The organism is Methanolinea mesophila, assembly GCF_017873855.1.
GTDB lineage: Archaea > Halobacteriota > Methanomicrobia > Methanomicrobiales > Methanospirillaceae > Methanolinea_B > Methanolinea_B mesophila.
In genome coordinates this window covers 381,293-398,158 of the sequence record NZ_JAGGKR010000001.1, presented here as the reverse complement: position 1 = coordinate 398,158, position 16,866 = coordinate 381,293, and the positions used below count along the sequence as shown (strand labels likewise).

Below are 16,866 nucleotides of genomic sequence, written 5' to 3'. Positions count from 1 at the left end.
TTTGGGGTGGGGTAAGCCCCAAATTGTATACAAAAGACCTGAATTGAATGATATGTACGACCTTAACGAGGCAGTTCATCTGGAAACTGCTGCTTCCTGCAATCAAGAAAATGTCAGCAAAAAGATTGTGTGTCGGGTTAATTGCAGAATTAATCCTTCCCGCTGCAATATTCCCGGATAATCCCCTGATACACCTGTGACACCTTTTCCATGTTCTCTATCGATACCCGCTCGTCCACTGCATGGAGGGTCTGGATCTCCCCGGGGCCGTACTCGATCACCCGGAAGCCTGCACCACGAAGGTGACGGGCATCGCTCGCGGCCCACTGGACGATCGGTTCCGCCGTCGCTCCGTAAACCCGGGAGATCTCCCGGCAGGTCAGCCGGACAATCCGCTCTTCGGGCCGAGTGAGCGAGGGATCCGCGACGCTGCTGGCCACCACCTCGGCCCCGGGAGCTGCGGCCCGGAGATCCTGCAGGAGGAGTTCGGTGCTGCACCCCCAGGGGACCCTCAGTTCGAGTTCGAGACAGCACCGCTGGGCGACGATGTTCGCCTTCTCCCCTCCCTCGATCCTCCCGGGGTTGTACATGATTCTGGTCAGGGCAGATCCCGCCTGGGGCAGGGAGAAGACCTCCCCCAGCACCTCCGAAGAACGGGTGACGAGGGGGAGGAGGTCCGGTCCTGGGGAATACTCCCTTTCATGGAGCCGGTGGAGGTGCTCCAGGAGAGAGTACGCCTCCATGATGGCCGAGGTCCCGCGCAACGGATAGAGCGACCCGTGCCCCGGCACCCCGTGGAAGGTGAACCTGACCCGGAGCAGCCCCTTCTGCCCGATGTTCGGGTGCAGCGCCGGGCAGGGCTCGGCGATCAGGCAGTCGCAGGGGCAGAGCAGCTCCCGTTCGAGGAGGCAGCGCACCCCGTATTTCCCGCTCGTCTCCTCGTCGCAGACGAACGCAAGGTCGACCGAGAGGTCGATCCCCTCGTCGGCGACCGTTTTGCACGCGTCGAGCAGGGAGGCACAGCCCCCCTTCATATCCGTCGCGCCACGGCCCCAGACGTATCCCCCGTCGACATCACCCGAGTCCGGCCTGTGGGTCCAGCCGTCGCCGAGCGCGGGGACCACGTCCACGTGCCCGCAGAGCAGCAGCGTTCCCTGCGGATCAGTGCTTACGAGGTTACACCGCCCACCCCGGTTCTTCACGATCGTCGTCCGGATCCCGAGCCTGTCGGTGAATCCCTTGAGATAGTGGACGACATCCTCGGTATCCCCGGGTGGGTTTTCGCTCCTGATCCGTACGAGTTCGCTGCAGAGGCGTGCGATATCCATGAGTCCCGTTCCTGTACGCTTTTTATTATATCTCAGTTGGCGGCGCAATACTCCCGGAACAGGGCAGCGAGCGATCCTTCTTCCCGGTACATGCTCTTTATGAAATCAGTCACGAAAAATTCGTCGACCATCCGGGTGAAATGGTGCGCCGCGAGCGGAGTGCGGCTCTCGGGGTCGAGGACAACCCGGAAGGAACGGTACGAGGCCTTGTCCTCCCGATCGTACACCATCTGCCAGAGCGAGGGGATCCTGGAGAACCTGTCCGGGTGATGCTCCTTGAGCCAGTTGACGAATCCCGGGAACTTCGCCCGATCCCCCTTCTTCTCCTCGTCTATCCTCCACCGGAGGTACTCCCCGGCCATCATGGTCTTCGGGGAATGGTAGCCGTAGGCGATCAGCCCGACGGTATAATCTATATGGGCGAGCGCATCGAGGAAATAGAACCCGAGCACCGGTTCCCAGAGCGAGGGGTCGTGGAGGACCAGGCTTTTCTCGTAGAGGTACTCGAGCACGTGAACATATTCGCGATCTGCGGTCATGAGAGGAATTCCTCTACCGGAAGAGTGATAGAGATTATGACCCTGCCATGCGGACCACCGGGTTTCCGTTCCGGCAGGGCCTATGTCCCGCGGGAAAGATGCACCAGTCGGGACGTATTCGTGCTCCCTGACGCACAAGTTGTAGTGGAATCAGGAAAGAACCGCGGACCATCCTGCACCGGAGGAATCTGAAATCCCGACAGGATGGGTCCTCGCCCCTGCAAAAAATAGAGAAACAGGAGAGCAGGGAGTTAATGTTATGTAAGAACCCCGTTTTCAGCAATAGAATGGCGCCCTTCTCCGGACGGCTTCCCTGAAACTCTCTCTCAGTTCGTCACCCGACTTTCCCCGGATATCGACGTGGTTATCGGACCGGAGCAGGCAGGGCTTGAGCTGCCCGTCGGAGGTGACCCTGAGCCGGTTGCAGTAGGCGCAGAACTCGGTGTTATGGAGCGGGCGGACGACCTCGACCTCCGCACCGTCGAGGCAGTACTTCTTCCGGTGGTGCATCCGCCGGGTGATGATCTCCCGGGACTCCTCGGAGAGCCGTTTTTCCAGTCCGTTGACCTCGCTATGGTGGGGGCAGCCGCCGAGCTCCATCAGCTCGATCACCTGGAGGATCAGGTCCCGGTTCCCCCGTACGAACTGCAGGAAATCGTCGATTTCGTGCTCGTTGATCCCTTGCAGCATCACCATGTTCAGTTTCACGGGCGTGAGCCCTGCATCGAGCGCGGCATCGATCCCTTCCAGCACCTCGCCCAGCCGGTCGCACCCGGTGATCTTCCGGTACGTCTCGGGATCGAGGCTGTCCAGGCTCACGTTCACCCTGGAAAGCCCGGCAGATTTCAGGTCGCGGGCGATATCCGCGAGGAGCGTGGCATTGGTGGTCATCGAGGACTCCATTCCGCCGGGCACGGACTCGATGATCTCCACCAGGTCGGGGCGGAGGGTGGGCTCCCCGCCGGTGAACTTCACGCTTCTGACCTCGAACTCGCTCGCCACACTGAGTATCTCGGCTATCTCTTCCGGGGTCAGGGAATCCCCGGGTTTTTTCTCCCCTTCCGCGTGGCAATAGATGCACTTCAGGTTGCACGCCGGGGTGAGGCTGATGCGGAGGTTGCTCACCGGCCGGTCGTAGGGATCCTTAAGTCTCATTCCCGGCCCCCACGAAGTATTTGGCCACGATGTAGACCTCGGCGCTTCCCTTCCGCGAAGATCGGCTCCTGTACGCCTTCACCGAGAGGAAGTGATCCTTCACCCTGTCGAGCAGGCCGGTAAAGTCCTGTCCCTGGAACGATTTCACCACGAAGTTCCCGCCCGGTTTCAGCACCTTGCAGGCGAATTCGAGTGCGATTTCCCCGAGTTCGACCGCCCTGGCCTGGTCGTAGCTCTTGTGGCCGGAGAGCTTGGGCGACGCGTCCGAGACGACCACATTCACGATGCCGAGCATCCCTTTGACCTTCTCCGGGAGTTCGGGGTCGCACATGTCGGCCACCATCGTCTCCACCCCTTCGAGAGGGGGGATGGGGTTGAGGTCGATCCCGAGGACCTTTCCGTTGGTGAGACCCCGTTCCACCTGGAGCCAGCTCCCTGGAGCGGCCCCGAGGTCGACCACGTTGTCGTCATCCCGGATAATCCGGTAGCGGTCCTGGAGATCCTTTAACTTGAACGCTGCCCGTGAACGGTAGCCTTCCTTCATCGCACGAAGATATGCGCTGTCTTTTCCCCATTGCGAACCCATCGGTCACGGACTCCTGCAGCTTCCGCCGCTCGCGGTGAATAAATCAGATATAATTAAAAATATGATGATATAGTTTATATTGGTAGATAATAAGGGGTGTACGATGTTAAAAGCAACGATTGATGCAGATATTTTCAAAGAGTCGATAGAGGCCGTATCAGCCCTGGTCACCGAAAGCCGCCTTCACATAGACGAAAACGGGATGAGCACCCGGGCGGTCGACACCGCGAACGTGGCCATGGTCTCGATGCAGCTCAAGAAAGAGGCGTTCGAGTCTTTTTCCGCCACGAAGTACGAGCTCGGGATGGACATCGCCAAGATGAAGAATATCTTCTCCATGATGGGAAAAGGAGGGCTTCTCTCCCTGGAACTCCCCGAAGACGGCCACAAGCTGCGGGTGAGTTTCGAGGGATACCGGTACTCCATCACCCTCCTCGACCCCAATACCATCCGGAAAGACCCCAATATCCCGAACATCGATCTCCCCGGAAAGGTGGTGCTCCCGGGAAGCGACTTGAACAACGCCATCAAGGCGGCGGCAGTCGTCTCGGACAAGATCGCGCTCGGCATCGAGCCGGCCACCTCCACGTTCTACATGGCGGCCGAGGGCGATACCGACAATATCCGCAGGGAGTTCGGGAAGAGCGAAGTGAACTTCATCAACGGGGCGGAATGCCGCTCCCTCTTCTCCCTCGACTACCTGAAGGACATGGGAAAAGTCATGAGCCGCGCGGAAGAAGTCGAATTGAACCTCGGCATCGACCACCCCGCCAAGTTCTCGTTCTACATCGCCGGCGGCAACGGCCATGTGGAATACCTCCTCGCACCCCGGATCGAGGCCGACTGAATGAAGGTCGCCCTGGAACTGAAAGATTTTGCCAAATACCCTTTTTTAAAAGAATCACAGCAGTTCATCAGGGAATACGCGGACACCATCGGCGATTTCATCGGGACGAACCCGGGAAAGATCGCGCTCAAGCGGGCGACCGGCAGGGTTTCCGATGCGCTCGGCCTTCAGGAAGAGAAGGCCCCGGATCGTGTCCCTACCGAGCGGTTCGAGGTAAAACTCGAGGTCGCGGGCTATGCCCTCGCGAGGGTCCTGGTCTCATGCCAGGACGATCGTTCGATCATCGACCGGCTCTGCCGGTACGAGGCGGCGAGGGCCTTCCGGTACCTGCTCGATGAAGACGACGACAAGAAAGAGATGGTCGCCTCGTCGCTCGGGATCCACGTGAGCGGAAGGTCGGTCCCCCTGTTCCAGTATGTAGAGATGGTCTCCGGGATGCGGGAGGACCGGTGGAGGCTGGTCAACCGCGAGGTCGATTCCGGCCGGGTGCAGGTGAACCGGGACGAGATGAACGAGCTGATCCGGGAGCAGCTTCGGGTTATCCTCGCCCGGCAGCTCCCCCTGAAGGTGCCCGGGCAGGTCTGCGCCGACCTCCAGCCTTACCTCGAACTGATCACCACGGCGTACCAGGAGCGGCTCATCGAGGACATGGGCGAGGTCGAGGAGGGGAGTTTCCCTCCCTGCATCCAGGCGATCCTCACCGCGCTCACCGGGGGGACGAACATCACCCACGCGGGAAGGTTCGCGCTCACCGCGTTCCTCCACAACATCGGCATGGATAAAAACCAGATCGTGGAGCTCTACTGCCGCGCCCCGGACTTCGACGTCTCAAAGACCCTCTACCAGGTCGAACACATTTCCGGGAGGGGAGGGACGGAGTACACCGCACCGGGGTGCGCCTCGATGAGGACGTTCGGGCTCTGCGTTAACAGGGACGAGATCTGCGGAAAGGTGAACCACCCGCTCAACTACTACCGCAGAAAAAAGAAGCGCTCTTCCTTTACGCAGCGCTCCGGTTGATATAGTAGCCTGCGCCGCTCATGACCGCCAGGAATATGATGATGGCGATGACGTAGGCGATGGCGGGGGTTATCGCCATGGGAAGGTACACGAGGAGGAGTACGAAGATGATGAAACCTCCCAGGGCGGAGATGATATCCATCACGCGTGGGTCCATGCTCACATTTTCTGCACGGATCCCTAATATTGGTATCCTTCTTCTGCCCGGTTCCCCGGTTCCGGCGGAGTTAATAAGGGTGCCGGGTCAATGAATGGTGGTTGTGCAGATGGGATCGGAGGAGCGGGAAGAAGTGATCTCCGCCCTGAAGGCGGCGGTTGAGCTGCTGGAACAGCGGATGGCCCCGGCGCTCGTCCCCGAGGTGGGCTCAAACATCGCGTACGCGGTGAAAGGCGCGAAAGAGCCCGGGGATGTGGCGGCAGTCGAGGGGAGGATCGTGAAGAAGCGGGGAGCGGTCCACGCGGTCGGGCCCGTGGAGTTCGGGGCGAGCGATCACGTGGCGAGGATCGTGCTGACCGCGATGAAGTTCGACCCCGATATCCGGAGTGCCGCAAACATCCGGTATTCCCCGGAGAATATCGCGTTGCTCGAGGAACTGTTCTTCGAGATCTGTTCGTTCGACAGGGCGCATGAACCCCCCGGGATTCGGACCATGGACTGGGGCGTGGCGTCCTGCTGCAAAACGGGAGTCCCTGACGTGATATTCGACCGCGGGGCCGTGGGGAAGGAGCCGATGATCCGAATCCTGGGGGAAAACCCCATCGAGGTCGCGAACAATATTATTAAACTATCAGGACGCATTATTTAAGACCAAGTTGAGGAATCGTTCATGGGAATTAAGCCGACCTATATCAAAGCGGTAGGAACAGACCTGCTTTCCACCTACGGAAACAAATTTACCAACAATTTCGACGACAACAAGCTGATGGTGAGCGAAGTCACCACCATTGAGAGCAAAAGAGTAAGAAACCGGGTTGCGGGATATATCACAAGAAAGATAAATACTGGAAGACACTCATAATTTCTCTTATGTTCGAGGGAGTTCTTCCTGCCATCGTCACTCCTTTTCAGAGAAATCCCGGCATGGACCTTGACCTTGAGGGTCTTCGTTCCAACATCGAGTTTCTGGTCTGCCAGGGAGTGCACGGGATCGTGCCCTGCGGGTCGACCGGAGAGTCGGCCACTCTTTCCTTCGAGGAGCATGATCAGGTAATTGCTGCGACTATCGACCAGGTAAACGGAAGGGTGCCTGTCCTCGCCGGAACCGGGTCCAACAACACCGAGGAGGCGGTCCGGCTCACCCGGGCGGCGAGGGACCTCGGGGCCGACGGGGTGCTGGTGATAAGCCCGTACTACAACAAGCCGAACCGGAGCGGGCTGATCAAGCACTATCACCGGCTCGCGGACCTGGACATCCCGGTGGTTGCCTACAACGTCCCGGGAAGGACGGGCCAGAACCTCCTCCCCGACCTGGTGGCCGAACTCGCGGAGCACCCCAACATCGTGGGGATCAAGGAGGCGAGCGGCGACATCGGCCAGGTATCCCGGATCATCGAGGAGACCCTCGACCTGGACTTCCAGGTCATCTCGGGGGACGACAACCTCACCCTCCCCATCCTCTCGCTCGGTGGCGGCGGCGTCATATCGGTGGCCGCCAACGTCCAGCCGGCGAGAATGGTCGCCATGTTCGACTACTTCCTCGAGGGTGACCTGGAGATGGCCCTCGACCTGCACTACGAGCTCTCGCCCCTGTTCCGGTCGATGTTCATCGACACGAACCCTATCCCGGTGAAGAAAGCGGTCGAACTCCTGGGGATGGCCGGGGGCCCGGTCAGGCTCCCCCTCGACGAGCTCGACGCGAAGAAGACGGAACAACTCAGGGAGGTGCTCTGCCAGTATGACTAAGGTCGTGGTCTGCGGGGCCCTGGGAAGGATGGGCACCACCATCGGGCGCCTGGTCAACGAATCGAAGGACTTCACCCTGGTCGGAGGGGTGGATGTCCGCCCGGGGACCTTCTTCGGCGCGGAAGTGGTGGAATCGTCCCGGATGGACGAGTTCCTCAAATCGGTCCGTCCCGACGTGGTGATCGACTTCACGGTTGCGGCTGCAGCGGTGGAAAATGTGAAGAACGCCGCAAAGAACGGCGCCGCCCTCGTGGTGGGTACGACCGGGTTCTCCGATGCCCAGAGGGCGGTAATGGACCAGGCGATCTCCGGGAAGGTGCCTGCGGTGATCTCGAGCAACTTCTCCATAGGGGTGAATATCTTCTGGCAGTTGCTGCACGAAGCGGCGAGGATGCTGCCCGAGTACGACGTGGAGGTGCTGGAGGCGCACCACCGGTACAAGAAGGACGCCCCGAGCGGCACCGCAAAGACGATTCTCCAGATCCTCGACCAGGAACTCGGCGAGCGCGATAAGGTCTACGGCAGGGAGGGGATGATGGAGCGGGGAAGGGAGATCGGCGTCCATGTCATCCGGGGAGGTGACATCGTGGGTGACCACTCGGTCCTGTTCTCGGGCAACTTCGAGACCATCACCCTCTCCCACCGGGCGTACGACCGGTCGGTGTTCGCCCAGGGCGCCCTTAAAGCGGCGAAGTGGGTGGCCGGAAAACCGCCGGGTATCTACGGGATGGACTCGGTCCTCGGCCTGAAGAAACATTAGGAATTTCCGGAATATTGACCGAATGGAAACTATTTCTTTTTTCGATGGCAATAAATGAAGAAGTGTAACCATGACTGCAAAGGTTAACGAAGAGAAATGTACCGGATGCGAGACCTGCGTCGACGAGTGCCCTGCGGCCGCGATCACCATCGAGAAGGAGAAAGCCAAGATCGATAAGGATCTCTGTGTGGATTGTGGAAATTGTGTCGACGTATGCCCCTCCGAGGCAATAACGCTCGAATAAAAACATACCTTTTAATTACTCCAACGTAATAGCATTTTTACCTATGATCGACGTTGGAGTGCTTGGTGCTACGGGAGCGGTAGGACAACGGTTTGTCCAGCTCCTGGCTGAGCATCCCTGGTTCCATTTGAAGACGCTCACTGCTTCGGAGAGGAGTGCAGGGAAACGGTACCGTGATGTCGTAAACTGGCGGCTCGACTGCCCCTTCCCGGAGAATGTCGGTGACATCACGGTAAGTCCCACTACGCCCGAAGGGCTCTCCGGGGTGGACCTCGTCTTCTCCGCCCTGCCCGCTGAAATTGCGGGAGAGGTGGAGACAAAATGTGCAAAGGCGGGGATCGGGGTCTGCAGTAATGCGAGCTCGCACCGGATGGAACCCCACATCCCGCTGGTGATCACCGAGGTCAACCCGGACCACCTGGGGCTTATCGACGTGCAGAGGGACAAAGGGACCGACGGGTTCATCGTGACCAACCCGAACTGCTCCACCATCATGCTGGTGATGTCGCTCTCTCCGCTCGCCCGGTTCGGGTTCTCGGATGTCAAGGTGGCGACGATGCAGGCCATCTCGGGGGCCGGGTTCCAGGGGATCCCGGCGATGGGGATATTCGACAATGTCGTCCCCTACATCGGTGCCGAAGAGCAGAAGATGGAGACCGAATCATTGAAGATCATGGGAACCCTCGACGGGGACCACGTCAGACCGGCACCGTTCAGGGTGAGTGCGAGCTGCAACCGGGTCCCGGTGATCGACGGGCACACCATGGCGGTGTGGGCGGATGTAAAGGAGCCCGTGGAAAAGGTAAAATCCGCATTCAGGGACTATGTCCCCCCGATCAAGGATCTGCCCACCCAGCCTGATCACTCGCTGCTCTACCTGGACGAGAACGACCGGCCCCAGCCCCGGCTTGACCGCATGCGGGGCAACGGAATGACCGTTTCCGTGGGAAGGCTCCGGGAAGGTCTCCGATACGTCGCAATGGGGCATAATACCATTCGCGGGGCGGCCGGCGCCTCCGTACTGAACGCGGAACTGATCTACAGCAAGAAATACCTCTAAGGGATTGACGATGTTAAAGGATAACACAGTGTTCGTAGGGAACAAACCAGTAATGAACTATGTTCTCGCAGTGGTTACACAGTTCAACAACGGAGCCGAAGAAGTGGCCATAAAGGCACGGGGAAAAGCCATTTCCAGGGCGGTGGATACTGCGGAGATCGCCTTGAACCGATTCCTGGACGGGGTGAACAAGAAAGAGATCTTCACCTCCACCGAGATCATCGATACCGAGAGTGGGAAGACCAACGTCTCGAGCATCGAGATAATCCTGGCGAACCAGAAGTAAATCTCTCATCTTTTTACGGGGGCGAGACCGGGCCGGGTCCGTTCGCCCCTGCTTCCCTACGTGGAGCCATGTTTTTTGAAAACAAATAATTGAGACTGTTTAACCAATCGGTGCAATATATCACTCCTGATTTGGATCATGGAACTACCAGAAAGGATATAAGAATACGGATTGCATAGTTATACCAATGAGAGGCGGGACCATCGCGGTACTGTGCCTTTTTCTTTTTGGCCTGACAGCACCTGTACTCGCGGTGAATGAGGAGAAGTATGGATACATCACGGTCCAGTCCGTTGACATCAACCTTGTCAAAGACCGTGCCGAGATCCAGATAAACTATACGCTCGACGAGCCCACCCGCCTGCTCGTCCTCCTCCTGGGGAAGCAGGACCTGAAGAACAGGCTGCTCCGTGTCCTCAACTACGAGGACGCGAAGGTGACCTACATCGAGATGGACCAGGCACGGCTCCAGGTGGACGATGTCTCCTATGACTACGGGCGGGGGATCTACTGGTTCCCGGAGCACCGTTTCAACGTGATCATCCCCTCCCTCACGGTGAGAACCCCGCAACTGACCCGGGAATATTCCTATACCGACAACATCTCCAACGGGATCGGGTATTTCGACTCGTAACCGGATCTTTTCTCTGATGCCTTCCTGATATCCTGGTTTTGACGTAATTATGGCGGTACTATCCCTGCACCGTCGGAGAGCATAAAGAAAAAGTCGGGGAATGCGACCGGTCCCGAAACTGAAGCATATGGATTAATTCATTCGTTCAGGTGAGGGTGCGAACATTTCTGGTTTTGCCCGCCAGTACCATTCCGGATGGAAGACCTCAGATTACTGATCACTTCGTGTGACCCCGAAAAGGAGAATTATTCCGGATAAGACAGGGTGCAGGATCGGAGCACGATCGAGCAGGCCACCCAACCGCGTACCAAAAAAAAAGAAATGCGTAGATCGATGCTCTTTTCGTCCGGCCGGGGTTTCCTTGTCCGGGCGGAATAATGGTACGTAACGTGAACGCGGACCCATAGCCGGAAAAAGAAAATGGCCTATCGGTCAGTTCGGGTCGATGATCTTCTCGGCGGCAGGGTTTTTTCAGCATCCGGGCAGGATGAAGACAGGTACGTAAACCACGGACGGTTGGCGGAAAATGAGGACCACTCATCCGGTCGGATTACATCGACTTCCTTTCTGCCGGCAGTGTTTTTCAGCCGTCCGGGCAGGATGAAGACAGGTACGTAAACCACGGACTGTTGGCGGAAAATGAGGATGACTCATCCGGTCGGATTACATCGAAGTTCTTTTTTGCCGGCAGTGCTTTTTCCGCATCCGGGCAGGAGAAAACAACGTAACGAATCCGATCGCCTGAACGGAAAAAGAAGATGGCTCATCCACTCATATGGAGTCGATGATCTTCTCGGCCGGCCGGGGATTGACCAGGTAGCGGTTGACCAGGTACTGGACTCCGACCCCGGCAAAGACGCAGATGAGGCCTCCCACCGTCCCCATTATGATGTACTGGAGCGCAGTTCCCGTGGTATAGGGGAAATCGGGGATATTGTTCGTCGCGAGCCCGTAAATGCTCGCTCCGTAGGTGATAAGGCCCACCGCTCCGATAAAGAAGGGGAATACGATGACTTTTGCAAGGCTCTGCCGGTCGTAGAAGAAATTGTCGATGATGATCCCAATAGAGGATACGATTCCTGCGAGTGCGATCCACAACACGGCCCCGTACATGAAGATCAGGAAATAGAGCAGATACCCCACCTCGGCGTAGTAGACCAGGATATTCATCAGTCCCAGCGCGACCCCGGTAATCACCAGCAGTATTCCCGCGATGTACGTGACAAAGGAGAACTTGCCCCTGGTGAGCGAGGTGCGCAATGCCGCCATGAAGCCCTTGAACAGGTCGTCGAGCCCGAGCCCGCGGTAGAGGAGATAAATCCCTATTGCCCCTGCGACGGTGATGGCAGCGATCTGCGGATATCCTATCAGGTAGGTTATTGCCCAGAGGAGCAGCGCGAGGCCCAGGGGGATGAGCACAAGCCGGGAGATCTTGGGGTCGTTGAAGAGTTTCTTGATAATATAGTAGGTCCCCTCCAGGTTCGGGATCTGGCTCACGATGACCCTCCGGATGCTCGTGACCGGGATCTGGGACTGGATCACCGGCACCACGAACTCGTCCTCCGCGCCGTCGGTCACGACGATGCAGTTCGTTGCGCCGGTGGACCTCACCACCTCGCCGAGGGTGGCGGCGATCTTTCGGTCCCCCTCGATCATGTGCATATGGTTTCCGGCGACGACCGCGACCTCGACGTCCTCTCCTTTCGCCTTGAGGTCGTCGTAGATCCTGATCGCCTGGAAGATGGCGTTCACGTCGGAATCCTCGGCATCGGCGAGCCCAAGGCTGGTCGCGGCATTCAGGCACGCTTCGCGCCCGATGACGGGGCTGGCTACATTGGCTTTAAACCCAATATCATCATCGCGATCGACGCTTAGGACAAGAGTGCGCCCCTGTTGCATCACTATAGAAATCGCAATGAATCTATTAAATAATTCCTTTGCCGGGAATGAAAAAAGTGGGTTATATCAGTTTTGAACGCTGAAGGAGCAGGATATCGTCGGTGGTGAGTTTCTCACCGGCACGGAACATCTTGAAGAGGTTTTCTGCCTCCTTCCGGACCGCCTTCTGCTCTTTCGTGACCTTGGTCTTCTTGGTCTTCTTGCGGAGCCCGGAGATGACCTTGTCGTAGTCGCGGAGTTCTTTCTGGCAGGCGATGAAATACTTGTGCTCTGCGTCCGCGGCCTCCTGGGCCTCGACAAAATTCTTGTGGGAGACGTCCGCCTCCTCGCGGGACTTGTCGGCGTTACGGTAGGACTCCACCATCAGGTCGTGGTGCTTCTGGGCGAGCTCGGCCATCTCGGTCACCTTGGCGTGGAGGTCGGAGGCCTGTTTCCGGTAGTCCCTCGCCTGGGTGATCTTGGTCTTGATCTCCTTGTTCTGCTCGAGCTCGGCCTCCTGCTCCCGCATGGAGTCCTTCATCTGCTTGATCTTCTCGATCAGCTCCCGTTCCTTGTCGGTGCTGATTACTTCGGTCTGCTGGCGAAACTCGAGGTGCTCGATCTGTTTCTGGAGTTCCTTGATTCCCCGGGTGCGAAGGCCGCCGTGCTCCTTCTTGAAGCTCTCGATCTCGTCGAAGTAACTGTTTGCTTCTTCGTTGATCTTGTTCCGTTCGTCTTTTAACGACTGGACTTCGTTATTGTAGTGGTCACGGAGCTCCTTGTTCTTCTGGGCCTCTTCAACAAACTCGCGGGTCTGGTTGTTGAGGGTGTTCCGCTCCCGTGCAAACTTGCTCGCTTCGGCGTTGAGCTCATTTCTTCGGTTTTTGTGCTGTTCAGACTCGGCAAGAATCTTCTTTCTTTTTTCAATCAATTCATTCAACATGCTCTACCACGTCCTCGACCGTCGGGTCCTGGCCTTCTGTATCCCTCGCGTGAAGATGGCAGCGGTGCTGTTGAACAGGAAATCTGATACAGGAACGTGTGTCCGGCCGGAATTACCCGCCACGGGGGTGCCGCATACTGGCAACGGATGCGTCTTCGCATCCTGCAAAGTGGCGGTCCGAAAAGAATACCCTGCGGGGTGTGAATTCTGCCTTATGTTCAACTGTCTGTCCTTCATGTTCGACGTCCGGTGCCCGGGAACTGCAGAAAATCCTTAAAAGTGCAGCCCTTAACGATTCTTTTACCTGAGGGATTACTCAGCGATTTTCTATTATTTAAAAGACACCGGGAATATTAAAAGTTTCGAGACTGAAAAAAGGGGCCCGGGGATCGGGGTGGCAGTCCTTACCCCGGGCCGCGTATATTCCGTTGTTAATGGTGGCAGATTTTATTGTGTTTCGATCAAGGTGTGCTGCAGTTCGTGTGTCGGGTTACCCTACCCACTCCAGTAAGTTTCCTCCGCTGGTGAAGTCCCGTGCCTTGCGGTTCTTGGGCAGGGCGGGGACCTTCGGGTTCTCTTTCTTCTGGTCGAGTTCTTCCAGGACAGACTTGTAGGACTGCCTGGTGCCCATCAGGTTGCCGTTCTTGACCCCGGTCATGATGGCGAGGACACGGACTTTGCCTTCCATGTCGTTCCGGATCCGGGCTCCCCAGATCACGTCCGCATGGGGGTCGAGTTCGTAGGTGAGCGAAGAGGCGATCTCCTCGGCGTCGGTCAGGGTGAGGTCGCTCCCCCCGGTGATGTGGATCAGGCTCCCGGTTGCGCCCCGGTAGTCGATGTCCAGCATGGGGTTGGAGAGGCACTCCCTGACCACGCTCTCGGCCTTGTTCTGCTGCTTGCTCTCGCCTACCAGCATCACCGCGACACCTCCCTTGCTCATGATGGCCCGAACGTCGGCGTAGTCGATGTTGATCAGCGAGGGCTGGGTGATGGTTTCACTGATTCCCTTCACCGTCTCCCCGATGAGCTGGTCCATGACCGAGAACGCCTGGCCGAGTGGGAGGTTGGGCACAAAATTTTTGAGCCTGTTGTTGTCGAGGACAATGACCGAGTCCGCGGCGGACGAGAGCGATTCCATGCCTTCCTCGGCACGGATGAGCCGGGCCTTCTCGACCTGGAAGGGGTAGCTGACCATTCCGACCACGATGGCGCCCTGCTCCTTTGCGATCTGGGCGACCACGGGTGCGGACCCGGTACCGGTTCCTCCACCCATACCGGCGGTCACGAAACAGAGGTCGGCGGACTCGAGGATGGCCTCGAGGGTGGGGCGTGCCATCTCGGCGGCCCTGCGTCCCACGTCGGGGTACCCGCCTGCACCGAGTCCCTTGGTGAGGGATTTCCCGATGAGTACTCTCTTGTCGGCCTGGATCATGTCCAGGTGCTGCTTGTCCGTGTTGATGGCGATAGTTTCGGCACCCGCAACCCCCATGTGGTGAAGGCGGTTGATGGTGTTGTTCCCGGCACCTCCGCACCCGATGATCACGATCCTGGGCTGGCCGATCATGTCGTCTTCGATGGCACTGCCCGGAGCCTGCATCTCCTTCTCAAGCTCTGCGTTTTTTAACGCCTCGTTGATGATAGTCTGCATTTTGCGTTAAACCCTCCTAAACCTTGAATGTCACCTGGTCACTTTCTTTTAAGACACGGCCTGCCCGTTTCTCGATGAGCTGCCGGACGGCATCCCTCACTGCTTCAGAGATGGTGGGGAACTCCCCTGCCTCCACCATCTGTTCCAGCATCTCGATCTGCTGGTCGGGCAGTCTGAGGGTGATTCGTTTCATGTGTCTTGTGTCTCCTGAACCTCTTATGTGACGTTTGTCTGACATTTGTCTGACATGTGTCAGTCAGAGAGGTTACATTTGTCTGACTTTAACCAGATGATTCCTACTACAACATAATATTATATAAACCTGCCGGTTTCCCGGAGGGGCGGAAAAGGGGGTAATTACCTTAATGTCCCGGGGTGGACAACCTTTCTCCAGACGAGGTCCGGTTTTGAGGGATATCATTTCTGATAAGGTACATCATGGGGGAACCGTAAAAAAATTGCGTGAATCCGAGGGTATTTCCGTAATAGACTTCAGTGCAAGTCTGAACCCGCGGCCACCCCGGCTGGACCCGGTCCTCGATCAAAGGGACCTGGAGTACTATCCCGACGACGGGTACACGGTGCTCAAGGAGACGATCGGGAGGCTCTTCCACCGGCGCGTGGACGAGATCGCAGTGGGAAACGGGTCGATAGAACTGATCCGGGTGTTCTGCTCCTGCGTGCTCTCTCCCGGGGACCGGGTGCGGATCCCCGCCCCGACTTTCGGGGAGTACGAGTATTCCGCCCGGCTCGCCGGAGCGGTTCCTGCTGACGGGACCCGTGACCCGGCGGTGACGTTCCTCTGCAACCCCAACAATCCCACGGGGGTCCTCCTTCCCTCCACGGATGTGGAGGCGATGCTCTCCCCGGTCGCCGATGCGGGCGGAATGCTGTTCCTTGATGAAGCGTTCATAGAGCTCTCCGACCCCGGCCAGAGCATGGTCGGGCATAGGGACCCGTCCCTCTTCATCCTCAGGTCGCTCACCAAGAGCTTCTCGATCCCGGGGATCAGGTTCGGGTACGGGTTCGGCGACCCCGACCTGGTCGCCCGGATCGAGGCGACCCGCCCCCCGTGGAGCGTGAACGCCTACGCGGAGCACTATGCCCTGCTCGCGTTCGCCCATTATCACGAACTGGAAGAGTCCCGGAGATACATCGAGGCGGAGCGGGAGTGGCTCTATTCCCGGCTCGCGGATCTCCCGGTCCGGGTCACCCCCTCGCGGGCGAACTTCATTCTCATCGAGCTCGCGACCGACGCGGCACCGGTCTGCGAAGACCTGCAGAGGCACGGGGTCCTGGTCAGGGACTGCCACTCGTTCGGCCTGCCCCGTTCGATCCGTTTTGCGATACGGACACGGGAAGAGAACGAACTGCTCATCGGGGCGCTTTCGGAATGCTTGCCCTGATCCTGGCAGGAGGGAGCGGGAGCCGGCTCGAGCTCGGCGAGAAACCGCTGGTCACCATCGGAGGGAGGACCATGATAGAGCGGGTCATCGATGCATTCGGGGAGGCGGGGTGCGAACCGGTCGTGGTCCTCTCTCCCCGCACCCCGTATACCCATAACTGGTGCCGTGCACGGGGCATCCCCCATCTTACCGCCGGAGGGGAGGGCTACGTGGAAGACCTGGTCCACGCGGTGGAGACGCTTGAGGAGCAGGGACCGCTCTTCACCTCGGTCTCCGACCTCCCCTGCCTCACGCCGGGGATAATCCGGGAGGTCCGGGACCGGTACCTCGCGTCCGGGAAGGACGCCTGCTCGGTATGGGTCCCCCACGACATGGTGCTCGGAGAAGGGTGCCGGGCGGTCTACCGGGAGATCATCGAGGGGACGGACGCGTGCCCGGCGGGGATCAATATTCTCAGGGGGGACCGGATCTCCGAGGTCCAGGACGAGGTGCGGGTACTGGTCCGTTCCCGGAGGCTGGTATTCAATATCAATACCCGGGAGGAGCTCGGCCTGGTGCAGTCGCTCGTCCGCGACCGGGGAGAAGGGTAAGATCGTTCTGCCCGAACCCGGATACGCACCTAAATCCTT

At 58.5% G+C, this 16,866-nt stretch carries 21 protein-coding genes; 12 read left to right on the top strand and 9 right to left on the bottom strand.

Annotated features, from left to right (window positions below; translation table 11 throughout):
- Positions 1-149: 149 nt before the first annotated feature.
- From J2741_RS01900 to J2741_RS01885, 4 genes are all read right to left on the bottom strand, one after another.
- On the bottom strand, positions 150-1,328 hold the full coding sequence (locus tag J2741_RS01900; protein ID WP_209673363.1) for a M20/M25/M40 family metallo-hydrolase: 1,179 nt from the start codon (positions 1,326-1,328) through the stop codon (positions 150-152).
- 32 nt (positions 1,329-1,360) lie between these two features.
- Entirely contained in the window at positions 1,361-1,867 is a 507-nt protein-coding gene (locus J2741_RS01895) for a hypothetical protein (RefSeq protein ID WP_209673362.1), read from the bottom strand.
- Between the two features lie 276 nt (positions 1,868-2,143).
- Positions 2,144-3,022, bottom strand: coding sequence for a GTP 3',8-cyclase MoaA (moaA, locus tag J2741_RS01890; protein ID WP_209673361.1), 879 nt, complete (start codon positions 3,020-3,022; stop codon positions 2,144-2,146).
- Positions 3,012-3,608 carry an RlmE family RNA methyltransferase gene (locus J2741_RS01885; RefSeq protein WP_209673360.1) on the bottom strand — a complete coding sequence of 199 codons (597 nt, stop codon included), beginning with the start codon at positions 3,606-3,608 and terminating at the stop codon, positions 3,012-3,014. Before J2741_RS01885 ends, moaA begins: the two co-directional genes overlap by 11 nt.
- A 103-nt stretch (positions 3,609-3,711) precedes the next feature.
- Between J2741_RS01885 and J2741_RS01880 the strand changes: the two genes are divergently transcribed.
- Together J2741_RS01880 and priL are read left to right on the top strand one after the other, a co-directional pair.
- Positions 3,712-4,455, top strand: coding sequence for a DNA polymerase sliding clamp (locus J2741_RS01880; protein ID WP_209673359.1), 744 nt, complete (start codon positions 3,712-3,714; stop codon positions 4,453-4,455).
- Positions 4,456-5,475: a DNA primase regulatory subunit PriL gene (gene priL, locus J2741_RS01875; protein ID WP_209673358.1), complete on the top strand. Its 1,020-nt coding sequence runs from the start codon at positions 4,456-4,458 to the stop codon at positions 5,473-5,475.
- Here the strand turns inward: priL and J2741_RS01870 are convergent.
- Complete coding sequence (locus tag J2741_RS01870) at positions 5,456-5,632, bottom strand: hypothetical protein (protein ID WP_209673357.1); 177 nt, start codon at positions 5,630-5,632, stop codon at positions 5,456-5,458. The two genes, priL and J2741_RS01870, sit on opposite strands and share 20 nt — an antisense overlap.
- A gap of 94 nt (positions 5,633-5,726) precedes the next feature.
- Between J2741_RS01870 and J2741_RS01865 the strand changes: the two genes are divergently transcribed.
- From J2741_RS01865 to J2741_RS01830, 8 genes are all read left to right on the top strand, one after another.
- Positions 5,727-6,281, top strand: coding sequence for a thiamine-phosphate synthase family protein (locus tag J2741_RS01865; RefSeq protein ID WP_245249343.1), 555 nt, complete (start codon positions 5,727-5,729; stop codon positions 6,279-6,281).
- Between the two features lie 21 nt (positions 6,282-6,302).
- Positions 6,303-6,494 carry a 30S ribosomal protein S17e gene (locus tag J2741_RS01860; RefSeq protein ID WP_209673356.1) on the top strand — a complete coding sequence of 64 codons (192 nt, stop codon included), beginning with the start codon at positions 6,303-6,305 and terminating at the stop codon, positions 6,492-6,494.
- Between the two features lie 8 nt (positions 6,495-6,502).
- Positions 6,503-7,378, top strand: a complete 876-nt coding sequence (gene dapA, locus J2741_RS01855) for a 4-hydroxy-tetrahydrodipicolinate synthase (protein ID WP_209673355.1) — start codon at positions 6,503-6,505, stop codon at positions 7,376-7,378.
- Positions 7,371-8,138 carry a 4-hydroxy-tetrahydrodipicolinate reductase gene (gene dapB, locus J2741_RS01850; RefSeq protein WP_209673354.1) on the top strand — a complete coding sequence of 256 codons (768 nt, stop codon included), beginning with the start codon at positions 7,371-7,373 and terminating at the stop codon, positions 8,136-8,138. Before dapA ends, dapB begins: the two co-directional genes overlap by 8 nt.
- 70 nt (positions 8,139-8,208) lie before the next feature.
- The gene (locus J2741_RS01845) at positions 8,209-8,382 is read left to right on the top strand and encodes an indolepyruvate ferredoxin oxidoreductase subunit alpha (protein ID WP_209673353.1); all 174 of its coding nucleotides are present in this window, start codon (positions 8,209-8,211) and stop codon (positions 8,380-8,382) included.
- Between the two features lie 43 nt (positions 8,383-8,425).
- A complete protein-coding gene (gene asd / locus J2741_RS01840; protein ID WP_209673352.1) occupies positions 8,426-9,442 on the top strand; it encodes an aspartate-semialdehyde dehydrogenase in 1,017 nt (338 codons plus the stop codon).
- A gap of 10 nt (positions 9,443-9,452) precedes the next feature.
- Positions 9,453-9,728, top strand: a complete 276-nt coding sequence (albA, locus tag J2741_RS01835; RefSeq protein WP_209673351.1) for a DNA-binding protein Alba — start codon at positions 9,453-9,455, stop codon at positions 9,726-9,728.
- 187 nt (positions 9,729-9,915) lie between these two features.
- Positions 9,916-10,362: a hypothetical protein gene (locus J2741_RS01830; RefSeq protein ID WP_209673350.1), complete on the top strand. Its 447-nt coding sequence runs from the start codon at positions 9,916-9,918 to the stop codon at positions 10,360-10,362.
- A gap of 771 nt (positions 10,363-11,133) precedes the next feature.
- Here J2741_RS01830 and J2741_RS01825 read toward each other — a convergent pair.
- From J2741_RS01825 to J2741_RS01810, 4 genes are all read right to left on the bottom strand, one after another.
- Positions 11,134-12,261, bottom strand: coding sequence for a DUF373 family protein (locus J2741_RS01825; protein ID WP_209673349.1), 1,128 nt, complete (start codon positions 12,259-12,261; stop codon positions 11,134-11,136).
- A 61-nt stretch (positions 12,262-12,322) separates the two neighbouring features.
- On the bottom strand, positions 12,323-13,183 hold the full coding sequence (locus tag J2741_RS01820) for a coiled-coil protein (RefSeq protein ID WP_209673348.1): 861 nt from the start codon (positions 13,181-13,183) through the stop codon (positions 12,323-12,325).
- A 490-nt stretch (positions 13,184-13,673) separates the two neighbouring features.
- The gene (gene ftsZ, locus J2741_RS01815) at positions 13,674-14,831 is read right to left on the bottom strand and encodes a cell division protein FtsZ (RefSeq protein WP_209673347.1); all 1,158 of its coding nucleotides are present in this window, start codon (positions 14,829-14,831) and stop codon (positions 13,674-13,676) included.
- A gap of 16 nt (positions 14,832-14,847) precedes the next feature.
- Positions 14,848-15,024 carry a ribbon-helix-helix domain-containing protein gene (locus J2741_RS01810; protein WP_209673346.1) on the bottom strand — a complete coding sequence of 59 codons (177 nt, stop codon included), beginning with the start codon at positions 15,022-15,024 and terminating at the stop codon, positions 14,848-14,850.
- A 265-nt stretch (positions 15,025-15,289) separates the two neighbouring features.
- Here J2741_RS01810 and J2741_RS01805 point away from each other — a divergent pair, with 265 nt between their 5' ends.
- Both J2741_RS01805 and J2741_RS01800 read left to right on the top strand, forming a co-directional pair.
- On the top strand, positions 15,290-16,237 hold the full coding sequence (locus J2741_RS01805; protein WP_245249341.1) for a pyridoxal phosphate-dependent aminotransferase: 948 nt from the start codon (positions 15,290-15,292) through the stop codon (positions 16,235-16,237).
- Entirely contained in the window at positions 16,225-16,827 is a 603-nt protein-coding gene (locus tag J2741_RS01800; protein WP_209673344.1) for an NTP transferase domain-containing protein, read from the top strand. The genes J2741_RS01805 and J2741_RS01800 overlap by 13 nt, the downstream gene beginning before the upstream one ends.
- Positions 16,828-16,866: the final 39 nt, after the last annotated feature.